Origin of the sequence: Thermus sp. (assembly GCF_037444525.1) — a bacterium.
GTDB lineage: Bacteria > Deinococcota > Deinococci > Deinococcales > Thermaceae > Thermus.
This window is the reverse complement of the sequence record NZ_JBBIMD010000039.1, coordinates 1-21,460: the sequence shown is the minus strand read 5'-3', so window position 1 is coordinate 21,460 and position 21,460 is coordinate 1. Positions and strand designations below refer to the sequence as shown.

Below are 21,460 nucleotides of genomic sequence, written 5' to 3'. Positions count from 1 at the left end.
CCTGGATTTCCGGCCAGTCCACTTGGCGTTGGCGGAGGGACTGGACGAGTTGGAGTTTACGTAGGCGTCCTTGGACGTTGGGATCTCCTGCTCCGGCCTCCTCAAGGCGGTGGGCCAGCCGGGCTCCCTTCCACATCTCCTGGCCGATGGTGGTAAGCTGCATTCCTGGGGACCTCCTTCATGTTGGAGTGGTCCCCACATTTTAGTTGGGGCAGTCTCACATGTGTTTGTCCGAGCACAGGGCCACACGTATACTTGGGGGGATGGAGGTTTTGGGAACCCATTGGCTTCGCCGTATTATCGCCCGTATTCCCCCCCTTACCGTCTACGAGGCCCAGGACACCCGCACCGGAACCCCGGTGATGGTCATCAAGGGGGCGGAGGGGCGGCCCCTGGAGGGGCCGGACCTCCTTCCTTTTTTGGAAGCCCTGGAGGGGGCTTGGGTGCTGGAGTGGCCCCTGGGGGCGGTGCCCCTTTCCCACTACCTGGGGGTGGCAGACCTCGAGCGGCTTGCCGTTTGGGTCCGGGCCATGGCCCAGGCCCTGAAGGGCCTCGAGGCCCAAGGGGTGGCCTACGCCCCCAGGGCCGAGCTCTGCCTGGTGAAGGGCCGGCGGGTGTGGCTCGCGGGGGCCGGGCTTAAGGCCTTGGGGGGGGACGGGCGGCAGGCCCTTTTGGAGCTCGCCCGGGCCTTGGCGGGACCCCGCTGGGAGGAGTTTCCCCTAAGGGAGGCCCTGGAGCGGGGGGATCTGGAGGCCCTGGGTACCCCTCAAGAAGCGGTCTCGGAGGTCCGTTCCGAAGAGCCCCCGCAGCCAGAGCCCACCCACGAGCCCAAAAAGCGACCCCTTCCCGTGGAGGAGGAGACCCCGCCCGAGCCCCCTGGGCCGCTACCCGAGGAAGCTTCCCCCTCCCCCCCAAGCCGCCCCAAGGTCATCCGCATAGAGGAGAAGGACGAGCCCCCCTTCGCCGTGGTGGAGCCCAAGCGCTCGAGGCGGTCTTTTCTTTGGCTTCTATCCCTCTTCCTCCTCGTCCTTTTGGGGGTGTTCCTCTTGAGGCCTAGGCCCCAGGGGCAGGGCCCCTACGCCATGGAGTTTCGCACCGAGCCCCCCTCGGAGAAGGCGGAGGTCTACCTCCTGGAGGCCCCCACGGGCTCCCAGCTCCAGCCGGGTATCCTTCTCCTCACCGCCCCGGGGCGGGTGGAGGTGGACGTGCCTGGGGTGTACCGGCTCCGCATCCGGGTGCCCGGCCGCGACCCCGTGGACTACCTCCTGGAGGTCCCGGGCCCACCCCTCACCATTCGGGTACGCTAGCCCCATGCGCGCGCGCAAGGTTGTACACCTTTACCGCTTCCTCCACGCGGGGGAGCCCGCGGGAAAGGGGCGGCTGGAGGTCCTGCCTGGCCGGGAAGGGGTGAAGGCCACCTTCCAGGCCGAGCTCCTCCTGCCCCTACCCCGCACCAAGGTTCGCCTTACCACGGAGACCGACCCCGAGGGGTTTTCCCGCTACTTTTCCGAACGGGTGGAGGGCCGGGAGGCCCGGGTCTTCACCGTGGAGAGGCTGGAGGAGGAGGGGCTGGTGATGGTGAGCCAAGGCAAGGAGAGCCTGGCCTACCCCTATGTGGCTCCCTACCACGATGCCCTTTCCCTCCTCCTTGCCTTGCCCCACCTGGAGCTTCTCCCGGGGGAGGTGGCCCGCTTTGCCCTCCCCGGGGGGCGGGCCTACGTGGAACGCCTGCCCGACTTCGAGGCCGAGGGTCGTTCCCTTCGCCAGTACCGCCTGCGCCCGGGGCTCACCCTGGTCCAGGTGGAGGGGGACCGGGTGGTGCGGGTGGCCCAGCAGGTGGGCGACCACGTGTTTGAGGTCCTGTGGGAGGGGGAGGAGGAGCCCAGAAGGCGGCGGCGTTGGGTATAGTGGGGGCATGATCTACCGCGCGGAGGAGGTGCGGGAGCGGTTTGCCCGCCGGGGCCTTGCCTTTGACCCCAAGGTGGAGGGCATCGTCCGGGGGATTCTGGAGGCGGTGCGCACCCAAGGGGACGAGGCCCTGGACCGCTTGAGCCGGGACCTGGACGGCCACCCGGTGGAGGAGATTCCCAAGAAGGCCTGGCGGGAGGCCTACGAGGACCTGGACGAGGAGCTGCGCGACGCTCTGGAAACCGCCCGGGAGCGTATAGAGGCCTTTTACCGGGAGGAGGCCCGGGGGGGGTTTTTAAAGGCGGACGAGAGCGGGGTCCTGGGCCAGCTGGTCCGGCCCCTGGACCGGGTGGGGGTGTACGTGCCGGGAGGAAGCGCCCCCCTCCTTTCCAGCCTCCTCATGACCGTGGTGCCCGCCAAGGTGGCGGGGGTGGAGGAGGTCATCGTGGCCAGCCCCCCCAAGGTCCACCCCGGGGTCCTGGCCGCGGCCTGGGTGGCGGGAGCAGACCGGCTTTTCGCCATGGGGGGGGCCCAGGCGGTGGCCGCCCTGGCCTACGGCACGGAAAGGGTTCCCCGGGTGGACAAGATCGTGGGGCCGGGCAACGCCTACGTGGTGGAGGCCAAGCGTCAGGTCTACGGGACGGTGGGGATTGACGGCCTGGCGGGCCCCACGGAAACCCTCATCGTGGCGGACGGCTCCGCCTCCCCCAGGCTCCTCGCCGCGGACCTTCTTGCCCAGGCGGAGCACGGCCCGGACTCCGAGCCCTGGCTCCTCTCCCCGGACCGGGCCCTTTTGGAGAAGGTGGAGGCGGAGCTTGCCCGACAGCTTTTGGACCTTCCCCGGGGGGAGGTGTCCAAGAGGGCCCTGGAGAGGGGGGGGCTGGTGCTCACGGAAAGCCTCGAGGAGGCCTTTGCGCTTGCCAACCTCTACGCCCCCGAGCACCTCTGCCTGGCCCTTTCCGATCCCCTGCCCTGGCTGGGCCGGGTGCGGAACGCGGGGGGGGTCTTCCTGGGGGAGGGGACCCCGGAGGCCTTGGGGGACTACATCGCCGGGCCCAGCCACGTGATGCCCACCTCCGGCACCGCCCGCTTCCAGGGGGGGCTTGCGGTGCGGGACTTCCTCAAGGTCATCCCCGTGCTGGGCCTGGCGGAGAAGGCGGTGCGGCGGCTTGCCCCTAAGGGGGCCCTCCTCGCGCGGGCGGAGGGCCTCGAGGGCCACGCCCGCGCCCTGGACCTTAGGCGATGAGGGTTTTCCACGAGATCCTGGGGCCTTTGGACCTCCCGGACCGCTTTGAGCGCATCGCAAGCCTTGCCCCCAACGTCACCGACGCCCTCTTTGCCCTGGGGGTGGGGGAGAAGGTGGTGGGCCGGAGCGCCTTCTGCCACCGCCCGGCCGAGGTCCTTTCCCTTCCCGTCCTCGCCTCCTACACCAAGACCCGCACCGAGCTCCTAAGGAGCCTAAGCCCTGACCTGGTCCTCCTCTCCACCGGGGTGCAGCGGGACCAGGCCCTTAGGCTTAAGGAGGAGGGCTTTCCCGTCTATGCCCTACCCCTTCCCACAAGCCCCTACGGCATCCTGGAAAACCTCTCCACCCTGGGCCACCTCCTGGGCCTGGAGGGGCGGGCCACGGAGCTCGCCCACACCCTCGCCCAGCGCTACGCCCACTTAAGGGGCCGTTTCCAGGCCACGGTCTACTTTGAGATGGACCTCGGGGGGCCCATCACCGTGGGCCGGGGGAGCTACATCGCCCAAGCCCTCCTCCACCTGGGTCTAAAGCCCCTCTTCCTGGATGTGCCCCAGGCCTACTTCCCTCCGGACCTGGAGGAGGTGAAAAGGCGCCGCCCCGACCTCTTCCTCTACGAGCCCAAGCCCTGGGGGAAAAACCCCTTGGAAAAGGCCAGGGCCCTGGCCCGGGAAAGGGGCTGGGACTTCCCCGTGGCCGCCACGGATGGGGATGAACTCGCCCACTATGGCCCCATGTTCTTCACTTTTTTGGAGAAGTTGGCCGAGCGGGTGGAGGAAACCTTAGGGCAGGCTTAAGGAGGGCCGTGGCCCGGACGGGTATAGTGGAAGGCATGAAGCGCCTTGCCTTCGCTGGGCTTTTCCTGGGGATGGCCCTCCTTCTCACCGCTTGCCCCACCGAGCCTCCCCCGCCACCTCCCCCCACGAGCTGCATCCCTACCCCTACTGTGCTTTCGGCCCAGGGGTTCGGCTCCCAGGGCGTGGTCCCCCAGGGCCTTGGGGACTTCTCGGCCCCCCATGTGCCCGGGGAGCTTTTGGTGCTTCCGGGGGCCCTCACCCCCCAGGGCCTGGCCGCCCGGGTGGAGGGGGTACGGCCCCTTTCCGCCCTGGAGGGGGGGTTCCTGAGGGTCCAGGTGCCGAGGGGCCAGGAGCGGGCCAAGGCGGAGGCTCTTCTCCGCGCGGGGGCGCGGTTCGTGCAGCCCAACTACCTCTACTTCCCCCTCTACGCCCCCAGCGACCCCCTTTACACTGTATCCCCAACCGATTCCTCCCGCCTAAAGTCTTACCTGGACCTCCTCTACATGGAGGCGGCCTGGGACCTTGTCCGATCCCAGGCCTACGGATGTACCCCCGTTGTGGCCGTTCTGGACACGGTCTTTAACCGCGCCCATGAGGATGCAGGGCTTTTCCTTCCCGGTTACAACGCTACCCAGGACGGTCTAGGTGAGAGCAACCTGGATCCATCTCCGCCTCCTTCCGGTTACTCCTACATGAACAATGACCCCGACCACGGCCAAGGGGTGGCGGGCCTGGTGGCCGCGGTGGCAGACAACGGCAAAGGGGTCCCTGGGCTTGGTCTGAACCGGGTTAAGGTGCTGCCCATCAAGGTCTTTTACTGGGTGGCGGGGTCTTACGCCTCCACCAGCCAGGTCTTGGCTGATGCCATCCGCTACGCGGCGGACCAGGGAGCGGCGGTCATCAACCTGAGCCTGGGGAGCACTACTCCCTTGGATGGGGTGGTCCAAAACGCTTTGAACTACGCCCTTTCCAAGGGCAGCCTCCCCGTTGCCGCTGCGGGCAACGATGGGACGGATGGTCTCATGTACCCCGCGGCCTACCCCGGGGTCCTGGCCGTGGGGTCGGCCCGGCTGGACGGGACTCGCTCCGACTTCTCCAACTACTCCACTACCCCTAGGGACCTGGTCCTTGCCCCAGGAGGAAACCAGAACCCGCCCCAGACCCTCCACGTCCTGGCCCTGGGCCGGGACTACCCCTACTACCAGAGCCCGGGGCGATACGTCGCGCAGGCCGGCACCTCCTTCGCCGCCCCCATGGTGAGCGCGGTGGCCGCCCTCTACGTGGCCCACTACCACGCGGTCCGCGGCCAGGCCCCCACCGTGAGCCAGGTCAAGCAGTGCCTCATCCAGACGGCCGCCAACGGCGGTCAGTACGATGCTCAGACGGGGTACGGCCTCGTTCAGGCCGACCGGGTGCTTTCGGATGCCACCTACTGCTTCCCCTAAGGCCCCTCTTCCCCTTGCCCCCTGCCCAAAAGGCGGGGGTTTTCATTTCCTTAAGGGGCGGAGGGCTAGAATGGCTTCCTGTGCGCCGGCTTTTGCCCGTGGTCCTTCTTCTGGCCTTTCTCCTCTTCCTCTACTGGGCCTTTCCCCTGGTGGGCCCCCTCCTCCGGTACGGCCTGCCCGACCCTAGGGGCCTGGACCGGCCCCTGACCCTTCTCGTCTACGGGGTTTCCCCGGAGTACTCCGGCTACCACCAAAGGGCCCCGGAGCGCTTCAGGGGCTTGGCGGACACCATCCTCCTGGTGCGGCTGGACCCCCGGGCCAGCCGGGTGGTGGTCCTTTCCGTTCCCCGGGACGTGGGGGTGGACCTTCCAGGCTACGGCTGGCACAAGATCAACGCCGCCAACCCCTTAGGGGGCCCGGAGCTCTTGAAGCGGGCCGTGGCCCAGGTGGTGGGGGTGGAGGCGGAGCGGTACGTGGCGGTGAGCCTCGAGGCCCTCTACGCCTTCGTGGACGCTTTGGGGGGGGTTAGGGTCTGCGTGGAAAAGCCCCTCCAGTATCAGGACAAGGCGGCGGGGCTTTCCATAGACCTGGAGCCCGGCTGCCAGGTGCTAGGCGGCAAGGAGGCCGAGGGCTTCCTCCGCTTCCGGCACGACGCCCTGGGGGATATCGGCCGCATCCAGCGCCAGCAGGCCTTCTTCCAGGCCCTGAAGGAGAAGGCCTTAAGCCCCGCTGGGCTCCCCCACCTCCCCCGGGCCCTGGCCCAGGCGGAGGCCCACGTGCGCACCGACCTTTCCCGGGAGGAGGTGGGGCGGGTTTTGGGCTTTGCCCTGAGGCGGCCGGAGCTCGTAAGCCTCCTCCTCCCGGGCCACTTCGGGAACGGCTGGGTGGTGGACCGGGGGGCCCTGGCGGAGCTCCGCGCCCGCTACTTTGAGGGTCAGGCCTTGCCCGAGGAGGTTTCCCTAAGGGGGCGGAGTGTGGCCCTGGTCTATGGCCCCTCGAGCCGGGAAAGGGCCCATGAGGTGGCGGAAAGGCTTCGGGCCCTGGGCCTAAGGGTTTGGGAGCGCCCCCTTTTGGTGGACCCTCCCCGCACGGAGGTCCTGGAAAACGGCCCTGGCCTCCTGGCCCGGGCCCTGGGAGAGGCCTTGGGGGTGCCCCACCGGGTGAGCGGGGAGGCCCTTCTCGGGGCCGACCTGACCTTGCGCCTCGGGCCATAATGGGGGCATGCCGGCCATCAAGGACCTGCGCCTGATCCCTTTCCGCATCCCCCTAAAAGCCCCCTTGCGTTGGGGGAAGGCTTCGGAGATGGGGGCCCTCGAGCACGCCCTCTTGGAGGTGGAGCTATCGGACGGAAGCCTAGGCCGCGCCGAGGTGGCCATCCGCCCCACCATCTACGGGGAGACCCTGGGGAGCGTGCAGGCGGGGCTGGACTACCTTAGGCCCAGGCTTCTTGGCCTCAAGGCCGACGACCAAGAGGCCATCCGGGAGGTCTTAGAGGCCTTCCCCTTCAACTACGGGCTGAAGGGGGCCCTGGACATGGCCCTCTGGGAGGCTTGGGCGAGGAGCGAGGGGGAGGAACTGTACCAGGTCTTAAAGCCCGCCAAGCACCGGGTGCGGGTGGCCTACATCCTGGGCATGGCCTCGGAGGAGGAGATGCTGGAAGACGCCCGCCTGGCCTACGGGGCGGGGGTCCGGGTCTTCAAGGTGAAGGTGGGGCGGGACCTGGAGGGGGACCGGAGGAAGCTCCTTCGCCTACGGGAATCCTTCCCCGACGCCGACCTATACGCCGATGCCAACGAGACCCTAAGCCCCAAGGAAGCCGAGGCCTACCTAAAGGCCTGGAAGGAGATGGGCCTCCTCTACGTGGAAGAGCCCCTGCCCATAGAGGAGATCCTGGCCCGGAAGGACCTCAAGGCCAAGGACCTCCTCCCCCTCATCGCCGACGATTCCGCCATGACCCCAAAAGACCTCAGGCGGGAGCTTGCCCTGGACACCTTTGACATCCTGAACCTCAAGCCCGCCCGCAGTGGGGTCACCTGGACCTTGGAGATGCTGGCCCTGGCTAGGGAAAGGGGGAAGCGGGCCATGGTGGGAAGCCAGGCCCAGACGAGTTTTGGGGCCTACCAGTCGGCCCTCCTCGCCTTCCAGCAGGGGGTGACGGAGCCCTCGGAGCTCGCCTTCCACCTCAAGGCGGAAGGGGGCTTTTTGGACTTTCCCCCCTTCCGGGAGGGGTGGCTTTACTGGGAGGACCTGGTGGAGGCCCGCTTCCGGGAGGAGGCCTTCCGGCGCTACGCCCTTTAAACCTTGCCCGCCCTTAGCCCCTTGCCGTAGGATGAGGGCGGTTTCGCCGGGGTGGCGGAACGGTAGACGCTGCGGACTTAAAATCCGCTGGGGGAAACTCCCCCGTACGGGTTCGAGTCCCGTCCCCGGCACCAAAAGCCCCCCGCCGGGAAAGCCGGCGGGGGGCTTCTTAAGTACCCCGCCGAAGCTTTGGCTTCGGCGGGGACCCCAGGGGTGCCTACTTGGCCTTCTCCTCTTTGAGGATGTTCAGGAGCACGGTCTGGAGGATGCCCCCGTTCTTGTAGTAGTCCACCTCCACCTGGGTGTCCAGCCGGGCGATGACTTGGAAGCGGATCTCGCTACCGTCTTCCCGCCGGGCCACCACGTCCACCTGCTTCCGGGGCTGGAGGTCGGAAAGGCCCAGGATATCGTAGACCTCGTAGCCCGTGAGGCCCAGGGTCTCCCGGTTCTGCCCAGGCAGGAACTCCAGGGGCAGGACGCCCATCCCCACCAGGTTAGAGCGGTGGATGCGCTCAAAGCTCTCCGCCAGCACCGCCTTCACCCCAAGGAGGTAGGTCCCCTTGGCCGCCCAGTCGCGGCTAGACCCGGTGCCGTACTCCTTCCCGGCGATGACCAGGAGGGGGGTGCCCTCGGCCTTGTAGCGCATGGCCACGTTGTAGACGAAATCCACCTCACCCTCGGGAAGCTTCTTGGCGTAACCCCCCTCAATGCTGTCCAACATGAGGTTCTTGATGCGGATGTTGGCGAAGGTGCCCCGCATCATGACCTCGTGGTTGCCGCGGCGGGCACCGTAGGAGTTGAAGTCCTCGGGCTTCACCCCTTTGCTTAGGAGGTACTGGCCCGCGGGGCTTTTCACGGGGATGGCCCCCGCGGGGGAGATGTGGTCCGTGGTCACGGAGTCCCCCAGGACCAGAAGGACCCTCGCCCCCCGGATGTCCCCCACCTGGCGGGCCCCCAGCTCCTCAAAGAAGGGGGGCTTCTGGATGTAGGTGCTTTCGGAATCCCAGGCGTAGAGCTCCCCGGTGGGGGCGGGGAGGGCCTGCCAGCGCTCGTCCCCTTGGAAGACCTTGCTGTACTCCTTCTTGAAGAGCTCGGGGTCCAGGGTCTTGCGGATGGCCTCCTGGATCTCCTCCATAGAGGGCCAGATGTCCTTGAGGTACACGGGCTTGCCGTTGGGGTCAAAGCCTAAGGGCTCGGTGGTGAGGTCAATGTCCATGCGCCCCGCCAGGGCGTAGGCCACCACCAGCATGGGGCTTGCCAGGTAGTTGGCCTTCACGTGCGGGTTGATGCGCCCCTCAAAGTTGCGGTTTCCGGAGAGCACCGCGGCCACCGCCAGGTCCCCTTCCTCCACCGCGCGGGCGATGTCCTCGGGGAGGGGGCCGGAGTTGCCGATGCAGGTGGTGCACCCGTAGCCCACCACGTGGAAGTGCAAGGCCTCCAGGAAGGGGAGGAGGCCGCTGGCCTCGAGGTAGTCCGTCACCACCTTGGAGCCTGGGGCCAGGGAGGTCTTGACCCAAGGCTTGGTGTCCAAGCCCGCCTCCACCGCCTTCTTGGCGAGAAGCCCCGCCCCCAGCATCACCGAGGGGTTGGAGGTGTTGGTGCAGCTGGTGATGGCGGCGATGACCACGGAGCCGTGGATAAGCTCAAACTCCTCGTCCTTGCGTTTGACCAGGACCTTCTTGCCGAGCTGGTCCTCGGAAAGGCCAAAGCCCCGCTCCTTCACCGGTTTGGTGAGGTGGAGGAGGAAGCTCTTTTTGGCCTCCTTAAGGGGCACCCGGTCCTGGGGACGCTTGGGGCCCGCCAGGGAGGGCTCCACCGTGGAGAGGTCCAGCTCTAGGTGCTCGGAGTACTGGACCTTGGCCTCGGCCTCGGGGGTGCGGAAGAGGCCTGCGGCCTTGGTGTAGGCCTCCACCAGCTCAACAAGCTCCTCGGGGCGGCCCGTGAGCCTCAGGTAGTTCAGGGTCTCCTCGTCCACGGGGAAAAAGCCCATGGTGGCCCCATACTCGGGAGCCATGTTGGCGATGGTGGCCCGGTCGGCCAGGGAGAGCTTGGAAACCCCAGGACCGTAGAACTCCACGAACTTCCCCACCACCCCGTGCTTGCGGAGCATCTCGGTGACGGTGAGGACCAGGTCGGTGGCCGTGGCCCCCTCGGGGAGCTCCCCGTAGAGCTTGAAGCCCACCACCTTGGGGGCCAGCATGTAGTAGGGCTGGCCCAGCATCACCGCCTCGGCCTCGATGCCCCCCACACCCCAGCCCAGGACCCCGAGGCCGTTCACCATGGTGGTGTGGCTGTCGGTGCCCACCAGGCTATCGGGGAAGGCCAGGGTGAGGCCATCCCGCTTTTCCGTCATGACCACCTTGGCCAGGTACTCCAGGTTCACCTGGTGGACAATCCCTGTGCCCGGGGGCACCACGCGGAAGTTCTCCAGGGCCTCCTGCCCCCACTTGAGGAGGAGGTAGCGCTCCCGGTTCCTTTCGTACTCCTTCTCCACGTTGTAGAAGAAGGCGTAGGCGGTGCCGAAGGCGTCCACCTGCACGGAGTGGTCAATGACCAGGTCCGCGGGCACCAGGGGGTTGATCCGCTTGGGGTCCCAACCCCGGGCCTTCACCGCGTCCCGCATGGCCGCCAGGTCCACCACCGCGGGCACCCCGGTGAAGTCCTGGAGGATGACCCGGGCAAGCTTTAGGGGCACGTTGATCTCCCCGGGCTCAGGCTGCCAGCGGGCCAGGGCCAGGATGTCTTCCCGGGTCACCTGGTAGCCGTCCTCGTTTCTGAGGAGGCTTTCCAGCATGACCCGGATGGAGAAGGGCAGGCGGCTCACCTCCGCGAGGCCCTGCCGCTCCAGCTCCAGGAGGTCGTAGTAGCCGTGGGTGCCGCTTTGGGTGCTCAGGGTCTTTAGGGTTTGGAAGCTATCCTTCATGGCGCTCCTTTCCCTTCCCCCAAAAAGGGAACAGGGACGCGTGCGGGTTGTGGGGGAAGCTTGGACTCCGAGGGGGGGCGCCCGCCCCGGCTTTTCCCACTATAGCACCTCTAAAAGGGGGGTGGCGTGGCCTAGGAGGGCGTTGGCCTGGGCTAGGCGGGCGATCTTCAGGGTTTCCAGCAGGGCTTCCTTGGGGATGCCGAGCCCCTTGGCTCGGTGGGCCATGGCCCGCACGCAGCTTTCGGACCCCGTGGCCAGGGCGATGCCCAGGAGGATGAGCGTCCGGGTCTTCTCGTCCAACGCGCCTTCTTCCGGCATGGCGAAGCTCCAGCTCCGCCCATGCTCCAAAAGGAGGCTCGGGGCCTTTTCCAAGAGAAGGGGGATGGCCTCGGGGAGGCCCTCCCCCAGGTTGGCCTTCATGGCTTGGAAGATGCGTTCCTGGGTGGTCACGCCCTTAGCGTACCGCTTGGGGCGGGGGTGGGGCGGAGAGCTGTAGGCTATCTAGAAAAAGCAGGACCTCCCCCTGGATCTCCCGCCAGAGGGCCTCCCGGGGCCTCCTTAGGGGCCTGTCTCCCCGCTGGGGGCCGTAGGCCCCGAAGCCCGCATGGTTGAGCCCGGGGATGAAGACCACCCGGGCTCCCTTGGGCAGTCTCCTTGCCCTTTCCCAGGCCTCGGAGGGGGGTAGGAGGCCGTCCTCCTCCCCGAAGAGGGCCAGGGTGGGAAGGGCCTCCCCGGAGAGGTCCCCCTCGGGGTAGCTGGCGAAGAGGAGGAGGGGGAGCTTTTCCCGGGCGGCGAGCTCCGCCGCGGCCACCCCGCCTAGGCTATGCCCCCCCACGAGGAGGGGGAGGGTGGGGAAGTCCCGGGCGGCCTCGAGGGCCCGCTCCTTCCCCAGGAGGGCAATCCCCGAGGGCACCTTGAGGAGGGCCACCCCGTAGCCCGCCTCCTTCAGGGGGGCAAGGAGGGGGGCGTAGGCCTGGGGGTCCACCCGGGCCCCCGGGTAGAAGGCCAGGAGGGCTTTTGGGGCCTTGGGGGCCATGAGGTAGCCGTAGGGCCTTTCCACCCCCCCGGCCCTTTGGAAGGCCTCCCGGGCCAGGGGTTCCGCGGGGTAGGGCCTGAGGAAATAAAAGCCCAGACCCGCCACCAGACCCGCAAGGAGGAAGGCGGCGGGGAGGAGGTAGAGGAAGAGGCGTTTGGCGCTCACACCAGCACCTCTTCAGGCTTCCTCCGGCCCTCAAAGGCGAAGAAGGCCGCGGGCACCACGAAGAGGGTGAGGAGGGTGGAGGAGAGGAGCCCCCCCAAGATGATGACCCCCAAGGGCCTCCGGTACTCCGCCCCTTCCCCTGTGCCCAGAAGGAGGGGCAGGCTGATGATGAGCACCGTGAGGGTGGTCATGAGGATGGGCCTGAGCCTGAGCCTTGCTGCCTCCACCAGGGCCGCTTTGAGGGGCTTTTCCCGCATGCGGCGCACGGCGAAGTCCAGGAGGAGGATGGCGTTTTTGGTCACCAGGCCGATGAGCATCACCACCCCCAGGACGCTGATCACGTCCAGGCCCGTGCTCAAGAGGTAGGTGAGCCAGAAGGCCCCCACCAGGGCCAGGGGCACGGGGAGGAGGAGGTAAAGGGGGTAGCGCCAGGCGTTGAACTGGCTGGCGATGACCAGGTAGTTGAGGACCAGGGCGAGCAGGAAGGCCAGGGGGGCCAGGCGGGCGAGCTCCCTGGTGAAGCTTCCAAGCCCCGCGCTCACCAGCCCCACCCCATTCCCCAGGAGGCCCTTTTCCTTAAACTCCGCCTCCAGTTCCCTTTGGATCTGGAAGGTGCCCGGGGCATCGGGGCGGAGGTTGATGTTGACCCCCGCGGCGTAGGCCTGGTTGCGGCGGGAGATGAGGGTGGGGCCGGGGCGCTCCTCAAACCGCCCTAGGCTTCCCAAGGGCAGGAAGGCCTGGAGGGCTGGGGCGTAGACGGGCAGGCCCAGGAGGTCGGTCTCCCCGGAAAGGCGGAGGGGGTCCATCTGGACGCGGATGGGGAATTCCTCCCCGCCCCGGCGGGCGGTGGCCGCCTGGGTGCCCGAGAGGTAGAGCCGGAGAGCCTGGGCCAGGTCCCCTGGGGTGAGGCCGGTGCCGGAAAGCCTTGCGGGGTCGGGGACGAAGACCCGTTCCCTTTGGGTGGCCTCGAGGGTGCTCTTGACGTTCAGCACGTAGGGCTTGGCCCTGATGAGGTCCACCATGGCGGCCACCCGTTCCTCCAAAAGGGCGCGGTCAGGGCTGGTGACGAAGAACTGCAGGTCCGCGTCCCCCGCCTCGGGGCCGGTCTGGGCGAGGACGCGGAGATCCGCCCCGGCGAAGTCCTTTAAGACCTCCTTCCCCTCTCGGTTGAAGACCTCGGTGAGGATGAAGATGTCGGGCCGCTTCCCCTTGGGCTTCAGGACAATCTGGAGCTGGATCCGGCTTGGGTCCCCCACCTGGGCCCCCCCGGTGGCGCTAGCCCCCACGGTGGTCACCACTCGCTCCACCGCGGGGTGGGCCAGAAAGTAGGCCTCCAGGGCCCGGGCCGCCCGGTCGGAAACGGGAAGGGGGGTGTCCTTGGGGAAGAGGAGGGTGGCGGTGAGGACCCCGGTGTCGGACTGGGGGGTGAAGTTGAAGGGGATCCGGGGCAGGATGGGGAAGAGGGAGAGGAAGGCCACCCCCGCCAGAAGGAGGACCAGCCAAGGCCGCCTTAAGGCCCCTTCCAGGGCGCGGGCGTAGCCCTCGGTGAGGCGGGCAAGCCCCCCCTCCACCCCTTGGTGCAGGAGCCGGGTCAGGGCCCCCGCCAGGTCCAGGAGGAAACGGCCCAGGTAGCGAAGAAGCCCCAGGAGGGCTGGGTAGAGGGGAAGGAGGAGGAGGTAAAGGGGGCCTTTGGGCAGGAGGAGGAAGAGGAAGGCTCCCCCCACGAGGAGCCCCAGGGGCCGGTAGAACCCCTGCCGGTAGGCCCAAAGGAGGTCTTTCGGAAGGAGCCTTAGGGCCTGGAAGGCCTCCTGGAGGGTGGGGGGTTCAGGGTCAGGGAAGTAGGCCAGGCGCACGGTGAGGAAGAGGAGGGCTTCAAGCCAGCTCACCGCGATGGCCGCGGCCATCCCCAGGCCGAACTGCTGAAAGATCTGCCCGATGAGCCCGGGGAGGAAGCTGATGGGGAGGAAGACGGCGAGGAGGCTTAAGGTGGCCGCGGCCACGGCCACGCTCACCTCGCTGGCCCCCCTAAGGACCGCCTCCTTGGGGCTATAGCCCATCTTGCGGTAGCGGTCTATGTTCTCCGCCACCACGATGGAATCGTCCACCACGATGCCCACCGCCACGGTGAGGGCCAGGAGGCTGATGAGGTTGTAGGTGAAGCCCAGCAGCCCAAAGAGGAGGATGGCCCCCGAAAGGGTGATGGGGATGGCGAGGATGACGGAGAAAACGGAGTTGAGCTTGCCCAGGAAAAGGAGGACCACGAGGGACACGGCGAAGGTTGCCCAGAAGGCCTCCCGCACGGTGTCCTCCACCGCGGCCCGGATGAAGCGGGTGGTGTCCAGGGCCACCTCGGCTTGGAACCCCCGGGGAAGCTGGACTTCCTCCAAAGTCTTCCGCACCCCCTGGGCCACCGCCACCGCGTTGGAGTCTGGGGTCTTCACCACCGCCAGGAGGACCGCAGGGCGGCCATTTAGGCGGTTTAGGGTGGTGGGCTCCTCCGTGGCCTCCACCACCCGGGCCACGTCCTGCACCTTGAGGCCCCGGCTTGGGTCCACTAGGACCTCGGCCACCTCCTTGGCGGTGGCGGGGGTGTTCCTCAGGGTGTAGACCAGCCGCTTCTCCCCCTCTTCCAGGCTCCCCAAGGGAAGGTTGAGGGCGGAGGCGGAGAGGGCCTGAACCACCTGGCCGGGCGCGAGGCCCAGGGCCTGGAGGCGGTCTGGATCCAGGTAGACCTGGATGGCCGTCTTGGGGGCCCCGGTGAGGCGGATGTCCGCCACCCCCGAGACCAGCTGGAGCTTGGGCTTAAGCTCCCGCTCGGCGTAGCGCAACACCCGGGCCAGGCTCTCCCCGGGGGCCTCGAGGGCCACGTAGAGGATGGGGCTGGCGGAGGGGTCAAACTTCTGCACCACGGGGGCCGAGGCGTCCTTGGGAAGGGCGCTCCGCGCCGCGGCCACCTTCTGGCTCACCTCCACCGCCGCCCGGTCCACATCCACCCCCTGCTTGAGCTGGATGAAGACCAGGCTGAACCCCTCGGTGGAGGAGCTGCCGATGGTGTCCACCCCGCTTAGGGTGGAGAGGGCATCCTCCAGGGGCTTGGAAACCTGCTCGGCCACCTCCTCCGGTCCCGCCCCCGGGTAGGCGGTGGAGACCGCCACCACGGGGACCTGGAAGCGGGGCAGGAGCTCCACCCCAAGCCCAAGGCCAAGAAGGAGGCCCACCAGGACGAGCCCCACGAAGATGGCCGTGGCGAAGACGAAGCGCTCCACGAAGAAGGCCACCAGGGGGTTGGTCCTCACGGCACCACCTCTACCGGGTCCCCGTCCTTCAGGCCCTCGGGGATGGGGAAGATCACCCGCTCCCCCCCGCTTAGGCCGGCCACCGCCGCCCTATCCCCCTCCTGGGCTAAAAGCTCCACCGGTCTCCTCCTGGCCCGGCCTTCCTCCGCAGTGTGGACCACCGTCTCCCCACCTTCCGCCCGCACCGCCCCTACGGGCAGGAGGAGGCCCTCCGCTAGGGCCTTCCGGTAGCTGGCCTCCGCGGGGCCGGGGAGGAGGGTTCCTCCCGGCCTTAGGACCACCTCCACCAAGCGGTTTTGGCCTGGGAGTTCGGTCTTGCGCAGGAGGGTGGCCCTTACGGTGCGGCCGTTTTGCCGGAGGGTGAAGGGGGTCTCGGGGGTGAGGCGGGCCGCCTCCTCCGGGGGGAGGTAGAGCTTGCCCAGGAGGCGGTCCGTGGTGGCCAGGCGGAAGGCCCGGCTTCCCGTCCCCACGAACTCCCCTTCCCGCACGTAGACCTCCACCACCTCCCCCGCGAAGGGGGCGCGGATCACCGTCTCCCTCAGGTTCCGCTCCGCCTGGCGCACCTGGAGGCGGGCGGAGTCCACCTGGAGCCTGAGGAGCTTCAGGTCCTCCCCCCGCTCCAGGCGGTCCAGGGCCTCCTTGGCGTTTTCGTAGGCGCCTTGGGCCTGGCGGTACTGGGCCTCCAGGGCCTTGAGGTCCAAGGGCGCGAGGGCCCCCGCCTGGAGGAGGGCCTGGCCCTCCTCAAAGCGGCGCCGGGCGGCTTCCAGCTGGGCTTTGGCCGCTTCCAGCTGGGCCAGGAGGGCGGCGCGGTTGGCCCTAAGTTGGTTCTCCGTCCTTTCCAGGTTGGCCTCCGCCTGGGCCAGGGCGAGCTGGGCTGCGGCGAGGGCCTCCTGGAAGGGAGCGGGGTCCAGGAAGACCACCCCCTGCCCCGCTTCCACCCGGCTTCCCGGGTTCAGGGTGCGCAGGACCCGGCCCGAGGCCCCTGCGGCCACGAAGCTTTCCTTTTCCGCCTGGAGCGTGGCCGAGGCCCGCACCTCCGCCTCCAGGGCCCCTCGGGTAGGGGATACGACCTTCACCTGGAAGGCCAGGGCCTGGGGGGCCTCCTGGGGGGCCTCGGCCTTCTTGGGGTCACAGGCGAAGAGCAAGAGGGGAAGGAGAAGAAGGGCGCGGCGCATGGTCACCTCGAGGCCAGAAGGCCGTAGTAGGCCTTCAGGTAGGCGCTTTGGGCCTGGACCAGGGAGAGCTCGGCCTGCTTAAGGCTCAGTTCCTGCTGCAGCAGGGCCAGCCCGCTGGAAAGCCCCGCATTCACGCGCTTTCCCTCGGCCTTGTAGCGCTCCTGGGCAAGCCTAAGGGCCTCCTCTGCGTTCTTGACCGCCTGGAGGAGGGGGGCAAGCTGGCGGTAGCGAGCGTCAAGCCCTACCCGGAGGCTCTTTTCCAGGTTCTCCAGGTTCTTGGCCACGGTGGCCATCTGGTCCTCCATGGCTTCGATGTCCTTCCTGGGTGTGAAGCTTTCGTCCAGAAGGCCCCTTTGGAAGCGGAGAAGCTCCAGGGTGTTGCGGAGCTGGAGGAGGTCTGCGTGGGCCTTAAGGAAGTCCTCCACCACCCTTTCCTCGGGAAGGGGGGGAAGGGTCCCAAGGGGCTCCACCTTCCAGTCCCCTAAGAGGTTTTTCAGCTGGGCCAGGGCGCTTTCCCGGCCCCTTTGGGCAAGCTCCAGGTTCTTCCTGGCCTCCAGGACCCGGTTCTGGGCCTCCAGGAGGTCCAGGGGGGTGGCCCCACCCCCCCGGAGGCGGATCTCCGTGGCCTTCAGGCCGAGCTCGGCCACCTCCAGGGCCTTCTGGGCCAGGCGCACCTGGGCCTCCGCCTCCAAAACGCCGGCGTAGGCGGAGGCGATGCTTTCCTCCCCCTGGGCCAGGGCCCGGTTTAGGCGGGCCTCGGCCAGGGCCAGGGCCTGGCGGGCTTGGAGCTCGGCCAAGCCCGTGCGCAGGGGGTCTTGGAGGGTGCGTTCCAGGTCCTTGGCCCGGGTCTCGTACTCCAGCCGGGCCGTGACCACAGAGGGGAGTTCCGGAGCCTTTTTCAGGGCCTCGGGCAGGGGTTGGGCCAGGGCCAGGGCCAAGAAGGGCAAGACCAAAAGCTTCTTCATTCCATCACCTCCGGTAGGAGTTCCCCATAAAACTGGTAAAGTTCCAAAAGCCTTTCCTTAAGCGCGTACTCTGCTTGGGTTAGGGCAAGCTCCGCCTGCAGGAGGCTAAGCTCGGCCTGCAGCACCCCCAAGGGGCTTTCTAGCCCCAGTTCCAGGCGCTTTTTGGCCTCCGCCAAGGCGCTTTCCGCGGAGGCCTTCTTGAGGCGGGTAAGCTCCAAGGTGGCCTCCGCCCCCCTTAGGGCGTTCTTAAGGCCTTCCTCCTGCAAAGCGGCCTGGAGCTCGGCCGCCCTTAGGGCCTCCTCCGCCGCCTTTTTCTGGGCCTCCGCGGCCTCGAGGGCCGCGAAAAGCCCGGGGGAGAGGGTGAGGCTTAGGCTTAGGCGGAGCTCTTCCGTGGTGCGGTAGCTTCCCGCGTTGGGGATGGCGGTGGGCGAACGGGCGGGGTCCTGGCGGGTGTAGGAGAGGGCGGGCTGGAGGGTCTTGCTGGAGAGGCTGAGGGCCCAGGTGTCGTTCCCACTGGGATAGAGGAGGAGGCTCCCTTGCAGGGTGGGGAGGAGGGCCCTTTTGGAGGCTTCCAGGGCGATCTCCGCTTCCCGCACCCCAAGCCGGGCCTCCTCCAGGCTAAGGGGGGCGGTGCCCCTAGGGGGCGGGACCTCGGGGAAGGGGGCCTTCAGGTCCACCAGGCCCTCCGCGGCCCGCTCCGCCAGGGCCAAGGCCCTTTTCGCCTCCTCCAGCCGGTTTTCCGCGTCCTTTAGGTTGAGCTCCGCCTCCCTGAGCTCCCTGGGGCTTGCCCCCCGCTTCCGGGCGGCCTCCAGGGCCAAGGCGGCGAGCTCCACCCCCTTCGCCGCCACCTGCACCCCGAGAAGGGCCTGGCGGTGGCGGCCATGGGCGGTGGCCGCCTGGAGCTGGAGGGCGGTGAGGGCCCTTCGGTAGCCAAGTTCCGCCCGCCTCAGGGCCAGGCGGGCTCTTTCCACCCCGTCCGCCACCTCCCCGAAGGGGAAGGGGGTGAGGACCAGGCTCAGGGTGAGGCTCCCCGCGGTTTCGGGAAGGCTTTGGCAGAGGGCCTTGGGGGTGCACTCGTAGCCCAGGCGGGCGTAGTTCCCCTGGGCGCTTAGGGCCAAGGGGGCGGCTTGGGCCTCGAGGGCCTTCCTGGCCGCAAGGAGCCCGGCCTCCGCCTGGCGCTTCAGGGGGTGGTTCCTTAGGGGGGCGAGGGCGCCTTGGGCCAGGGCGGGGGCGAGGAGGAGGAGAAGCCACGCTCCCCACCGGTTAGGCATGGCCCACCCCCGTGAGCTTCTTCAGGATCTCCCGGAAGCGGAGGACTTCTTCCTCCTCCAACCGGGCCAGGTGCCGGGCGAAGGCGGAAAGCCAGGCTTCCTCCACCTCCCGGCGCAGGGCCTCTCCCCTAGGGGTGAGCCTTAAGAGGGTCCGCCTGCGGTCCTCGGGGTCGGGGGTCCTTTCCAAAAGGCCTTCCTCCTCCATGGCCGAGAGGAGGTGGGAGACCTGGGAGGGCTGCACCTCCAGGTGCTCCGCCAGACGGGAGGGGAGGTTCACGCCCTGGGCCAGAAGGTTGAGGAGGTGGTTTTTCTGGGGGGAAAGGCCGTACCGGGCGAAGACCTCTTTGGCCTCCTGGAAGAGGAGGCGCATGAGGGTGTAGCCCAGGTCGGCCAGCTCCCGGACCAGAGCCTTGGGGGGGCTGGAAGAACCCTTCATACTCCTCAACTATATACCCACGTCAACGGTCAACCTGAGCCCCGGCCACAATGGTGTACAATGGCCGGAGGTGATATGGACAGACCTCCCAGTCGGTGGCTTTTCCTCCTCCCCTTCGGCTCCCTAGCCCTGGCCCAAGCCCAGACACCAAGCCTCGGGGACCTTTTTCTTTTGGCCTTTTTCCTCCTCCTGTCGGCCTTCTTCTCCGCCAGCGAGACCGCCTTCACCGCCCTCTACCCCTGGAAGGTGCGGGAGTTGGCCGAAAGGCAGAACGGCCCCTTCCGCCTCCTGGCCCAGGACATCACCCGTTTCCTCACCACCATCCTGGTGGGGAATAACCTGGTGAACATCGCCGCCACGGCTTTGGTCACGGACCTGGCCACCCGGGCCTTCGGCTCCACGGGGGTGGGGATCGCCACCGGGGTCATGACCTTCCTCATCCTTTTTTTCGGAGAGATCACCCCCAAGTCCATTGCCGTGCACCACGCGGAGGCCCTGGCCTGGGTGGCGGCCTGGCCCATCTACCTCCTTTCCGTCCTCTTTTACCCCATAGGGCGGTTCTTCAGCCTGGTTTCGGGGACGCTCCTTAGGCTCTTCGGCCTCGAGCCCCGGAACACCCCCCTAGTCTCCGAGGAGGAGCTCAAGCTTATCCTGGCGGGGGCGGAGGCGTCGGGCACCATAGAGGCCCAGGAGGAGGAGATGATCCACTCCATCCTGGAGCTGGAGGAAACCCCCGTCCGGGAGATCATGACCCCCCGGGTGGAGATGGTGGCCATCGAGGCCGAGGCCACCTTGGAGGACCTCCTCCACCTCTTCCGCGAGCACCGCTACAGCCGGGTCCCCGTCTACCGGGAGAGCGTGGACCACATCGTGGGGGTAGCCTACGCCAAGGACCTCCTGGACTTTTACTGCGAGGAAGACCTGAAAGGGCGCACCGTGGCCTCCATCGCCCACCCCCCCTACTTCGTTCCCGAGAACATGGACGCCTGGAGCCTCCTGCGGGAGATGAGGCGGCGCAAGGTGCACATGGCCATTGTGGTGGACGAGTTTGGGGGCACCGCGGGCCTCGTCACCCTGGAGGACGTCATGGAGGAGATCGTGGGGGAAATCTACGACGAGACGGACGAGCCCGAGGACGCCCCCATCCGCCGTCTGCCCGACGGCGCCTTCTCCATCCAGGCCCAGACCCCCATAGACGAGGTCTCGGAGGCTTTAGGGGTGGAGCTTCCCGAGGGGGAGTACGACACCCTTTCTGGCTTTCTCTACGAGCGCTTCGGCCGCATCCCCAGTGCGGGGGAGAGCGTGGAGTGGGCGGGGTTCCGCTTCCTGGTGGAGAGCGCGGACCAAAGGCGGATAGAAAGGGTGCGGGTGGAGAGGTTGGTGGAGCATGGAGAGGATCCGCGCGCTCCTTAAGGCCCATGTGGAGCGGGCCTACGCCCCCTACTCCGGCTTCCCCGTGGCGGCCCTAGTGGAGGCGGAGGGGGAGGTCTTCCTAGGCGTGAACGTGGAGAACGCCGCCTACCCCCTTTCCCAGTGCGCGGAGCGGAACGCGGTGGCGGCCATGGTCCTGGCGGGGAAAAGGCGCATAGCCCGGGTCCATATCTATAGCCCTAAAGGGCCCATCTCCCCATGCGGGGGGTGCCGCCAGGTCCTCATGGAGTTTGGAGGCCCTGGGGTGGAGGTGGTCCTCCACGGGCCCGAGGGTTACGAGACCTGGACCTTGGGCGACCTCCTCCCCAGGGCCTTCGGGCCTGAGGACCTCTAGGTGTCCTTTCGGCGAAAACTTCCCACCCGAATCCCCCTTTCGGGGCCTCTGCCCTTAGAGGGGGAAGACGGCATCCCAGGAGAAGAACCCGGGCAGGGTGAGCCTAAGCCACAGCTCCCTTTCTCCCCCAAGCCCCGGCCGGAAGCCGGCCACCACCAGCCTCCCCTCCCCCTTGGCGGGCAGGCTTAGCCGCACCGCAAGCCGCTGGCCCAGGAAGCGGACCTCCCCTTGGGCCTCGAGGGGCAAGGGGTTGGGGTTTTCCACATAGAGGTTCACCCCCACCCGGCGCACCCTTAGGGGTTCCAGAGGGAGGGCCAGGGTGGTTTGGAAGAAGGTGTAGCCCTGGCCCAGGACCCGCCCCTCCAGGCGGAGGGGCACCCCTTCGCGGGAGAGGAGGCGGCGGGCGGTGTCCAGGGCCTCGGCGGGCCTTAGGCGCAGGGTGATGGTCTGGACGCTTTCCCCTTGGGGAAGGGTGGCGGAAAGGGGGAGGGTGAGGGGCCCGAGCCGGGCCACCACCCCCAGGGCCTCCAGGGGGAGGGGGAAGGGGTTGGGGTTCTGGAAGGCCACCTTGAGGCCCAGGAGGAGGGCCGGGCCTTCCGCCTCGAGGCCCAAAACCTCCGCCCCCAGAAACCGGGCCTCAGGGGGGAGGGGCCTTGGGGTGCAGGCGGCGAGGAGGAGAAGGAGGGCAAGGGCCCGCTTCAAAGGAGCCACCCCCTTTCCCCAAGCCCCTCCAGCAC

General features: G+C 68.0%; 18 protein-coding genes, 1 tRNA gene and 1 pseudogene. 10 read left to right on the top strand and 10 right to left on the bottom strand.

What is annotated here, in order from left to right; translation table 11 throughout:
- Positions 1-163 (bottom strand): annotated as a pseudogene (locus WKI94_RS07625) (IS481 family transposase); the annotation flags it as partial.
- Positions 164-263: 100 nt separating this feature from the next.
- Between WKI94_RS07625 and WKI94_RS07620 the strand changes: the two are divergent.
- The 8 genes from WKI94_RS07620 (at position 264) to WKI94_RS07585 (ending at position 7,825) form a co-directional block, all read left to right on the top strand.
- Positions 264-1,307 (top strand): hypothetical protein, encoded by a 1,044-nt coding sequence (locus WKI94_RS07620; RefSeq protein ID WP_337845170.1) that lies wholly within the window; start codon positions 264-266, stop codon positions 1,305-1,307.
- 4 nt (positions 1,308-1,311) lie between these two features.
- Entirely contained in the window at positions 1,312-1,908 is a 597-nt protein-coding gene (locus WKI94_RS07615) for a hypothetical protein (protein ID WP_337845169.1), read from the top strand.
- Positions 1,909-1,915: 7 nt separating this feature from the next.
- A complete protein-coding gene (gene hisD, locus WKI94_RS07610) occupies positions 1,916-3,154 on the top strand; it encodes a histidinol dehydrogenase (protein ID WP_337845168.1) in 1,239 nt (412 codons plus the stop codon).
- Positions 3,151-3,948 (top strand): helical backbone metal receptor, encoded by a 798-nt coding sequence (locus tag WKI94_RS07605; RefSeq protein WP_337845167.1) that lies wholly within the window; start codon positions 3,151-3,153, stop codon positions 3,946-3,948. The genes hisD and WKI94_RS07605 overlap by 4 nt, the downstream gene beginning before the upstream one ends.
- A gap of 35 nt (positions 3,949-3,983) precedes the next feature.
- Entirely contained in the window at positions 3,984-5,393 is a 1,410-nt protein-coding gene (locus WKI94_RS07600) for a S8 family serine peptidase (protein ID WP_337845166.1), read from the top strand.
- A gap of 80 nt (positions 5,394-5,473) precedes the next feature.
- A complete protein-coding gene (locus WKI94_RS07595) occupies positions 5,474-6,607 on the top strand; it encodes an LCP family protein (RefSeq protein WP_337845165.1) in 1,134 nt (377 codons plus the stop codon).
- Positions 6,608-6,614: 7 nt separating this feature from the next.
- Positions 6,615-7,691 (top strand): enolase C-terminal domain-like protein, encoded by a 1,077-nt coding sequence (locus tag WKI94_RS07590; protein ID WP_337845164.1) that lies wholly within the window; start codon positions 6,615-6,617, stop codon positions 7,689-7,691.
- A gap of 45 nt (positions 7,692-7,736) precedes the next feature.
- Positions 7,737-7,825, top strand: a tRNA-Leu gene (locus WKI94_RS07585).
- Positions 7,826-7,908: 83 nt separating this feature from the next.
- Here WKI94_RS07585 and acnA read toward each other — a convergent pair.
- The 8 genes from acnA to WKI94_RS07545 form a co-directional block, all read right to left on the bottom strand.
- Positions 7,909-10,614, bottom strand: a complete 2,706-nt coding sequence (acnA, locus tag WKI94_RS07580) for an aconitate hydratase AcnA (protein WP_337845163.1) — start codon at positions 10,612-10,614, stop codon at positions 7,909-7,911.
- A 99-nt stretch (positions 10,615-10,713) separates the two neighbouring features.
- Positions 10,714-11,064: a carboxymuconolactone decarboxylase family protein gene (locus WKI94_RS07575; protein ID WP_337845162.1), complete on the bottom strand. Its 351-nt coding sequence runs from the start codon at positions 11,062-11,064 to the stop codon at positions 10,714-10,716.
- Between the two features lie 4 nt (positions 11,065-11,068).
- Positions 11,069-11,815 (bottom strand): alpha/beta hydrolase, encoded by a 747-nt coding sequence (locus WKI94_RS07570; RefSeq protein WP_337845161.1) that lies wholly within the window; start codon positions 11,813-11,815, stop codon positions 11,069-11,071.
- Positions 11,812-15,111, bottom strand: coding sequence for an efflux RND transporter permease subunit (locus WKI94_RS07565; protein ID WP_337845160.1), 3,300 nt, complete (start codon positions 15,109-15,111; stop codon positions 11,812-11,814). Before WKI94_RS07565 ends, WKI94_RS07570 begins: the two co-directional genes overlap by 4 nt.
- Positions 15,108-16,286: an HlyD family efflux transporter periplasmic adaptor subunit gene (locus WKI94_RS07560; RefSeq protein WP_337845159.1), complete on the bottom strand. Its 1,179-nt coding sequence runs from the start codon at positions 16,284-16,286 to the stop codon at positions 15,108-15,110. Before WKI94_RS07560 ends, WKI94_RS07565 begins: the two co-directional genes overlap by 4 nt.
- Positions 16,287-16,288: 2 nt before the next feature.
- Positions 16,289-17,251, bottom strand: coding sequence for a TolC family protein (locus WKI94_RS07555; RefSeq protein ID WP_337845158.1), 963 nt, complete (start codon positions 17,249-17,251; stop codon positions 16,289-16,291).
- Positions 17,248-18,522 carry a TolC family protein gene (locus tag WKI94_RS07550; protein ID WP_337845157.1) on the bottom strand — a complete coding sequence of 425 codons (1,275 nt, stop codon included), beginning with the start codon at positions 18,520-18,522 and terminating at the stop codon, positions 17,248-17,250. The genes WKI94_RS07555 and WKI94_RS07550 overlap by 4 nt, the downstream gene beginning before the upstream one ends.
- Complete coding sequence (locus WKI94_RS07545) at positions 18,515-18,958, bottom strand: MarR family transcriptional regulator (protein WP_337845156.1); 444 nt, start codon at positions 18,956-18,958, stop codon at positions 18,515-18,517. The genes WKI94_RS07550 and WKI94_RS07545 overlap by 8 nt, the downstream gene beginning before the upstream one ends.
- 75 nt (positions 18,959-19,033) lie before the next feature.
- Between WKI94_RS07545 and WKI94_RS07540 the strand changes: the two genes are divergently transcribed.
- Positions 19,034-20,371: a hemolysin family protein gene (locus tag WKI94_RS07540; RefSeq protein ID WP_337845155.1), complete on the top strand. Its 1,338-nt coding sequence runs from the start codon at positions 19,034-19,036 to the stop codon at positions 20,369-20,371.
- The gene (gene cdd / locus WKI94_RS07535) at positions 20,346-20,723 is read left to right on the top strand and encodes a cytidine deaminase (RefSeq protein ID WP_337845154.1); all 378 of its coding nucleotides are present in this window, start codon (positions 20,346-20,348) and stop codon (positions 20,721-20,723) included. The genes WKI94_RS07540 and cdd overlap by 26 nt, the downstream gene beginning before the upstream one ends.
- Before the next feature lie 54 nt (positions 20,724-20,777).
- On the opposite strand, the gene WKI94_RS07530 is transcribed toward cdd, so the two are convergent.
- A complete protein-coding gene (locus WKI94_RS07530; RefSeq protein ID WP_337845171.1) occupies positions 20,778-21,434 on the bottom strand; it encodes a hypothetical protein in 657 nt (218 codons plus the stop codon).
- Between the last annotated feature and the right edge of the window lie 26 nt (positions 21,435-21,460).

Bases quoted from the DNA above. Each gene is read 5' to 3' on its own strand.
- WKI94_RS07620 (WP_337845170.1), top strand. From the start codon at position 264: ATGGAGGTTTTGGGAACCCATTGGCTTCGCCGTATTATCGCCCGTATT.
- WKI94_RS07615 (WP_337845169.1), top strand. From the start codon at position 1,312: ATGCGCGCGCGCAAGGTTGTACACCTTTACCGCTTCCTCCACGCGGGG.
- hisD (WP_337845168.1), top strand. From the start codon at position 1,916: ATGATCTACCGCGCGGAGGAGGTGCGGGAGCGGTTTGCCCGCCGGGGC.
- WKI94_RS07605 (WP_337845167.1), top strand. From the start codon at position 3,151: ATGAGGGTTTTCCACGAGATCCTGGGGCCTTTGGACCTCCCGGACCGC.
- WKI94_RS07600 (WP_337845166.1), top strand. From the start codon at position 3,984: ATGAAGCGCCTTGCCTTCGCTGGGCTTTTCCTGGGGATGGCCCTCCTT.
- WKI94_RS07590 (WP_337845164.1), top strand. From the start codon at position 6,615: ATGCCGGCCATCAAGGACCTGCGCCTGATCCCTTTCCGCATCCCCCTA.
- acnA (WP_337845163.1), bottom strand. From the start codon at position 10,614: ATGAAGGATAGCTTCCAAACCCTAAAGACCCTGAGCACCCAAAGCGGC.
- WKI94_RS07560 (WP_337845159.1), bottom strand. From the start codon at position 16,286: ATGCGCCGCGCCCTTCTTCTCCTTCCCCTCTTGCTCTTCGCCTGTGAC.
- WKI94_RS07555 (WP_337845158.1), bottom strand. From the start codon at position 17,251: ATGAAGAAGCTTTTGGTCTTGCCCTTCTTGGCCCTGGCCCTGGCCCAA.
- WKI94_RS07550 (WP_337845157.1), bottom strand. From the start codon at position 18,522: ATGCCTAACCGGTGGGGAGCGTGGCTTCTCCTCCTCCTCGCCCCCGCC.
- WKI94_RS07545 (WP_337845156.1), bottom strand. From the start codon at position 18,958: ATGAAGGGTTCTTCCAGCCCCCCCAAGGCTCTGGTCCGGGAGCTGGCC.
- WKI94_RS07540 (WP_337845155.1), top strand. From the start codon at position 19,034: ATGGACAGACCTCCCAGTCGGTGGCTTTTCCTCCTCCCCTTCGGCTCC.
- cdd (WP_337845154.1), top strand. From the start codon at position 20,346: ATGGAGAGGATCCGCGCGCTCCTTAAGGCCCATGTGGAGCGGGCCTAC.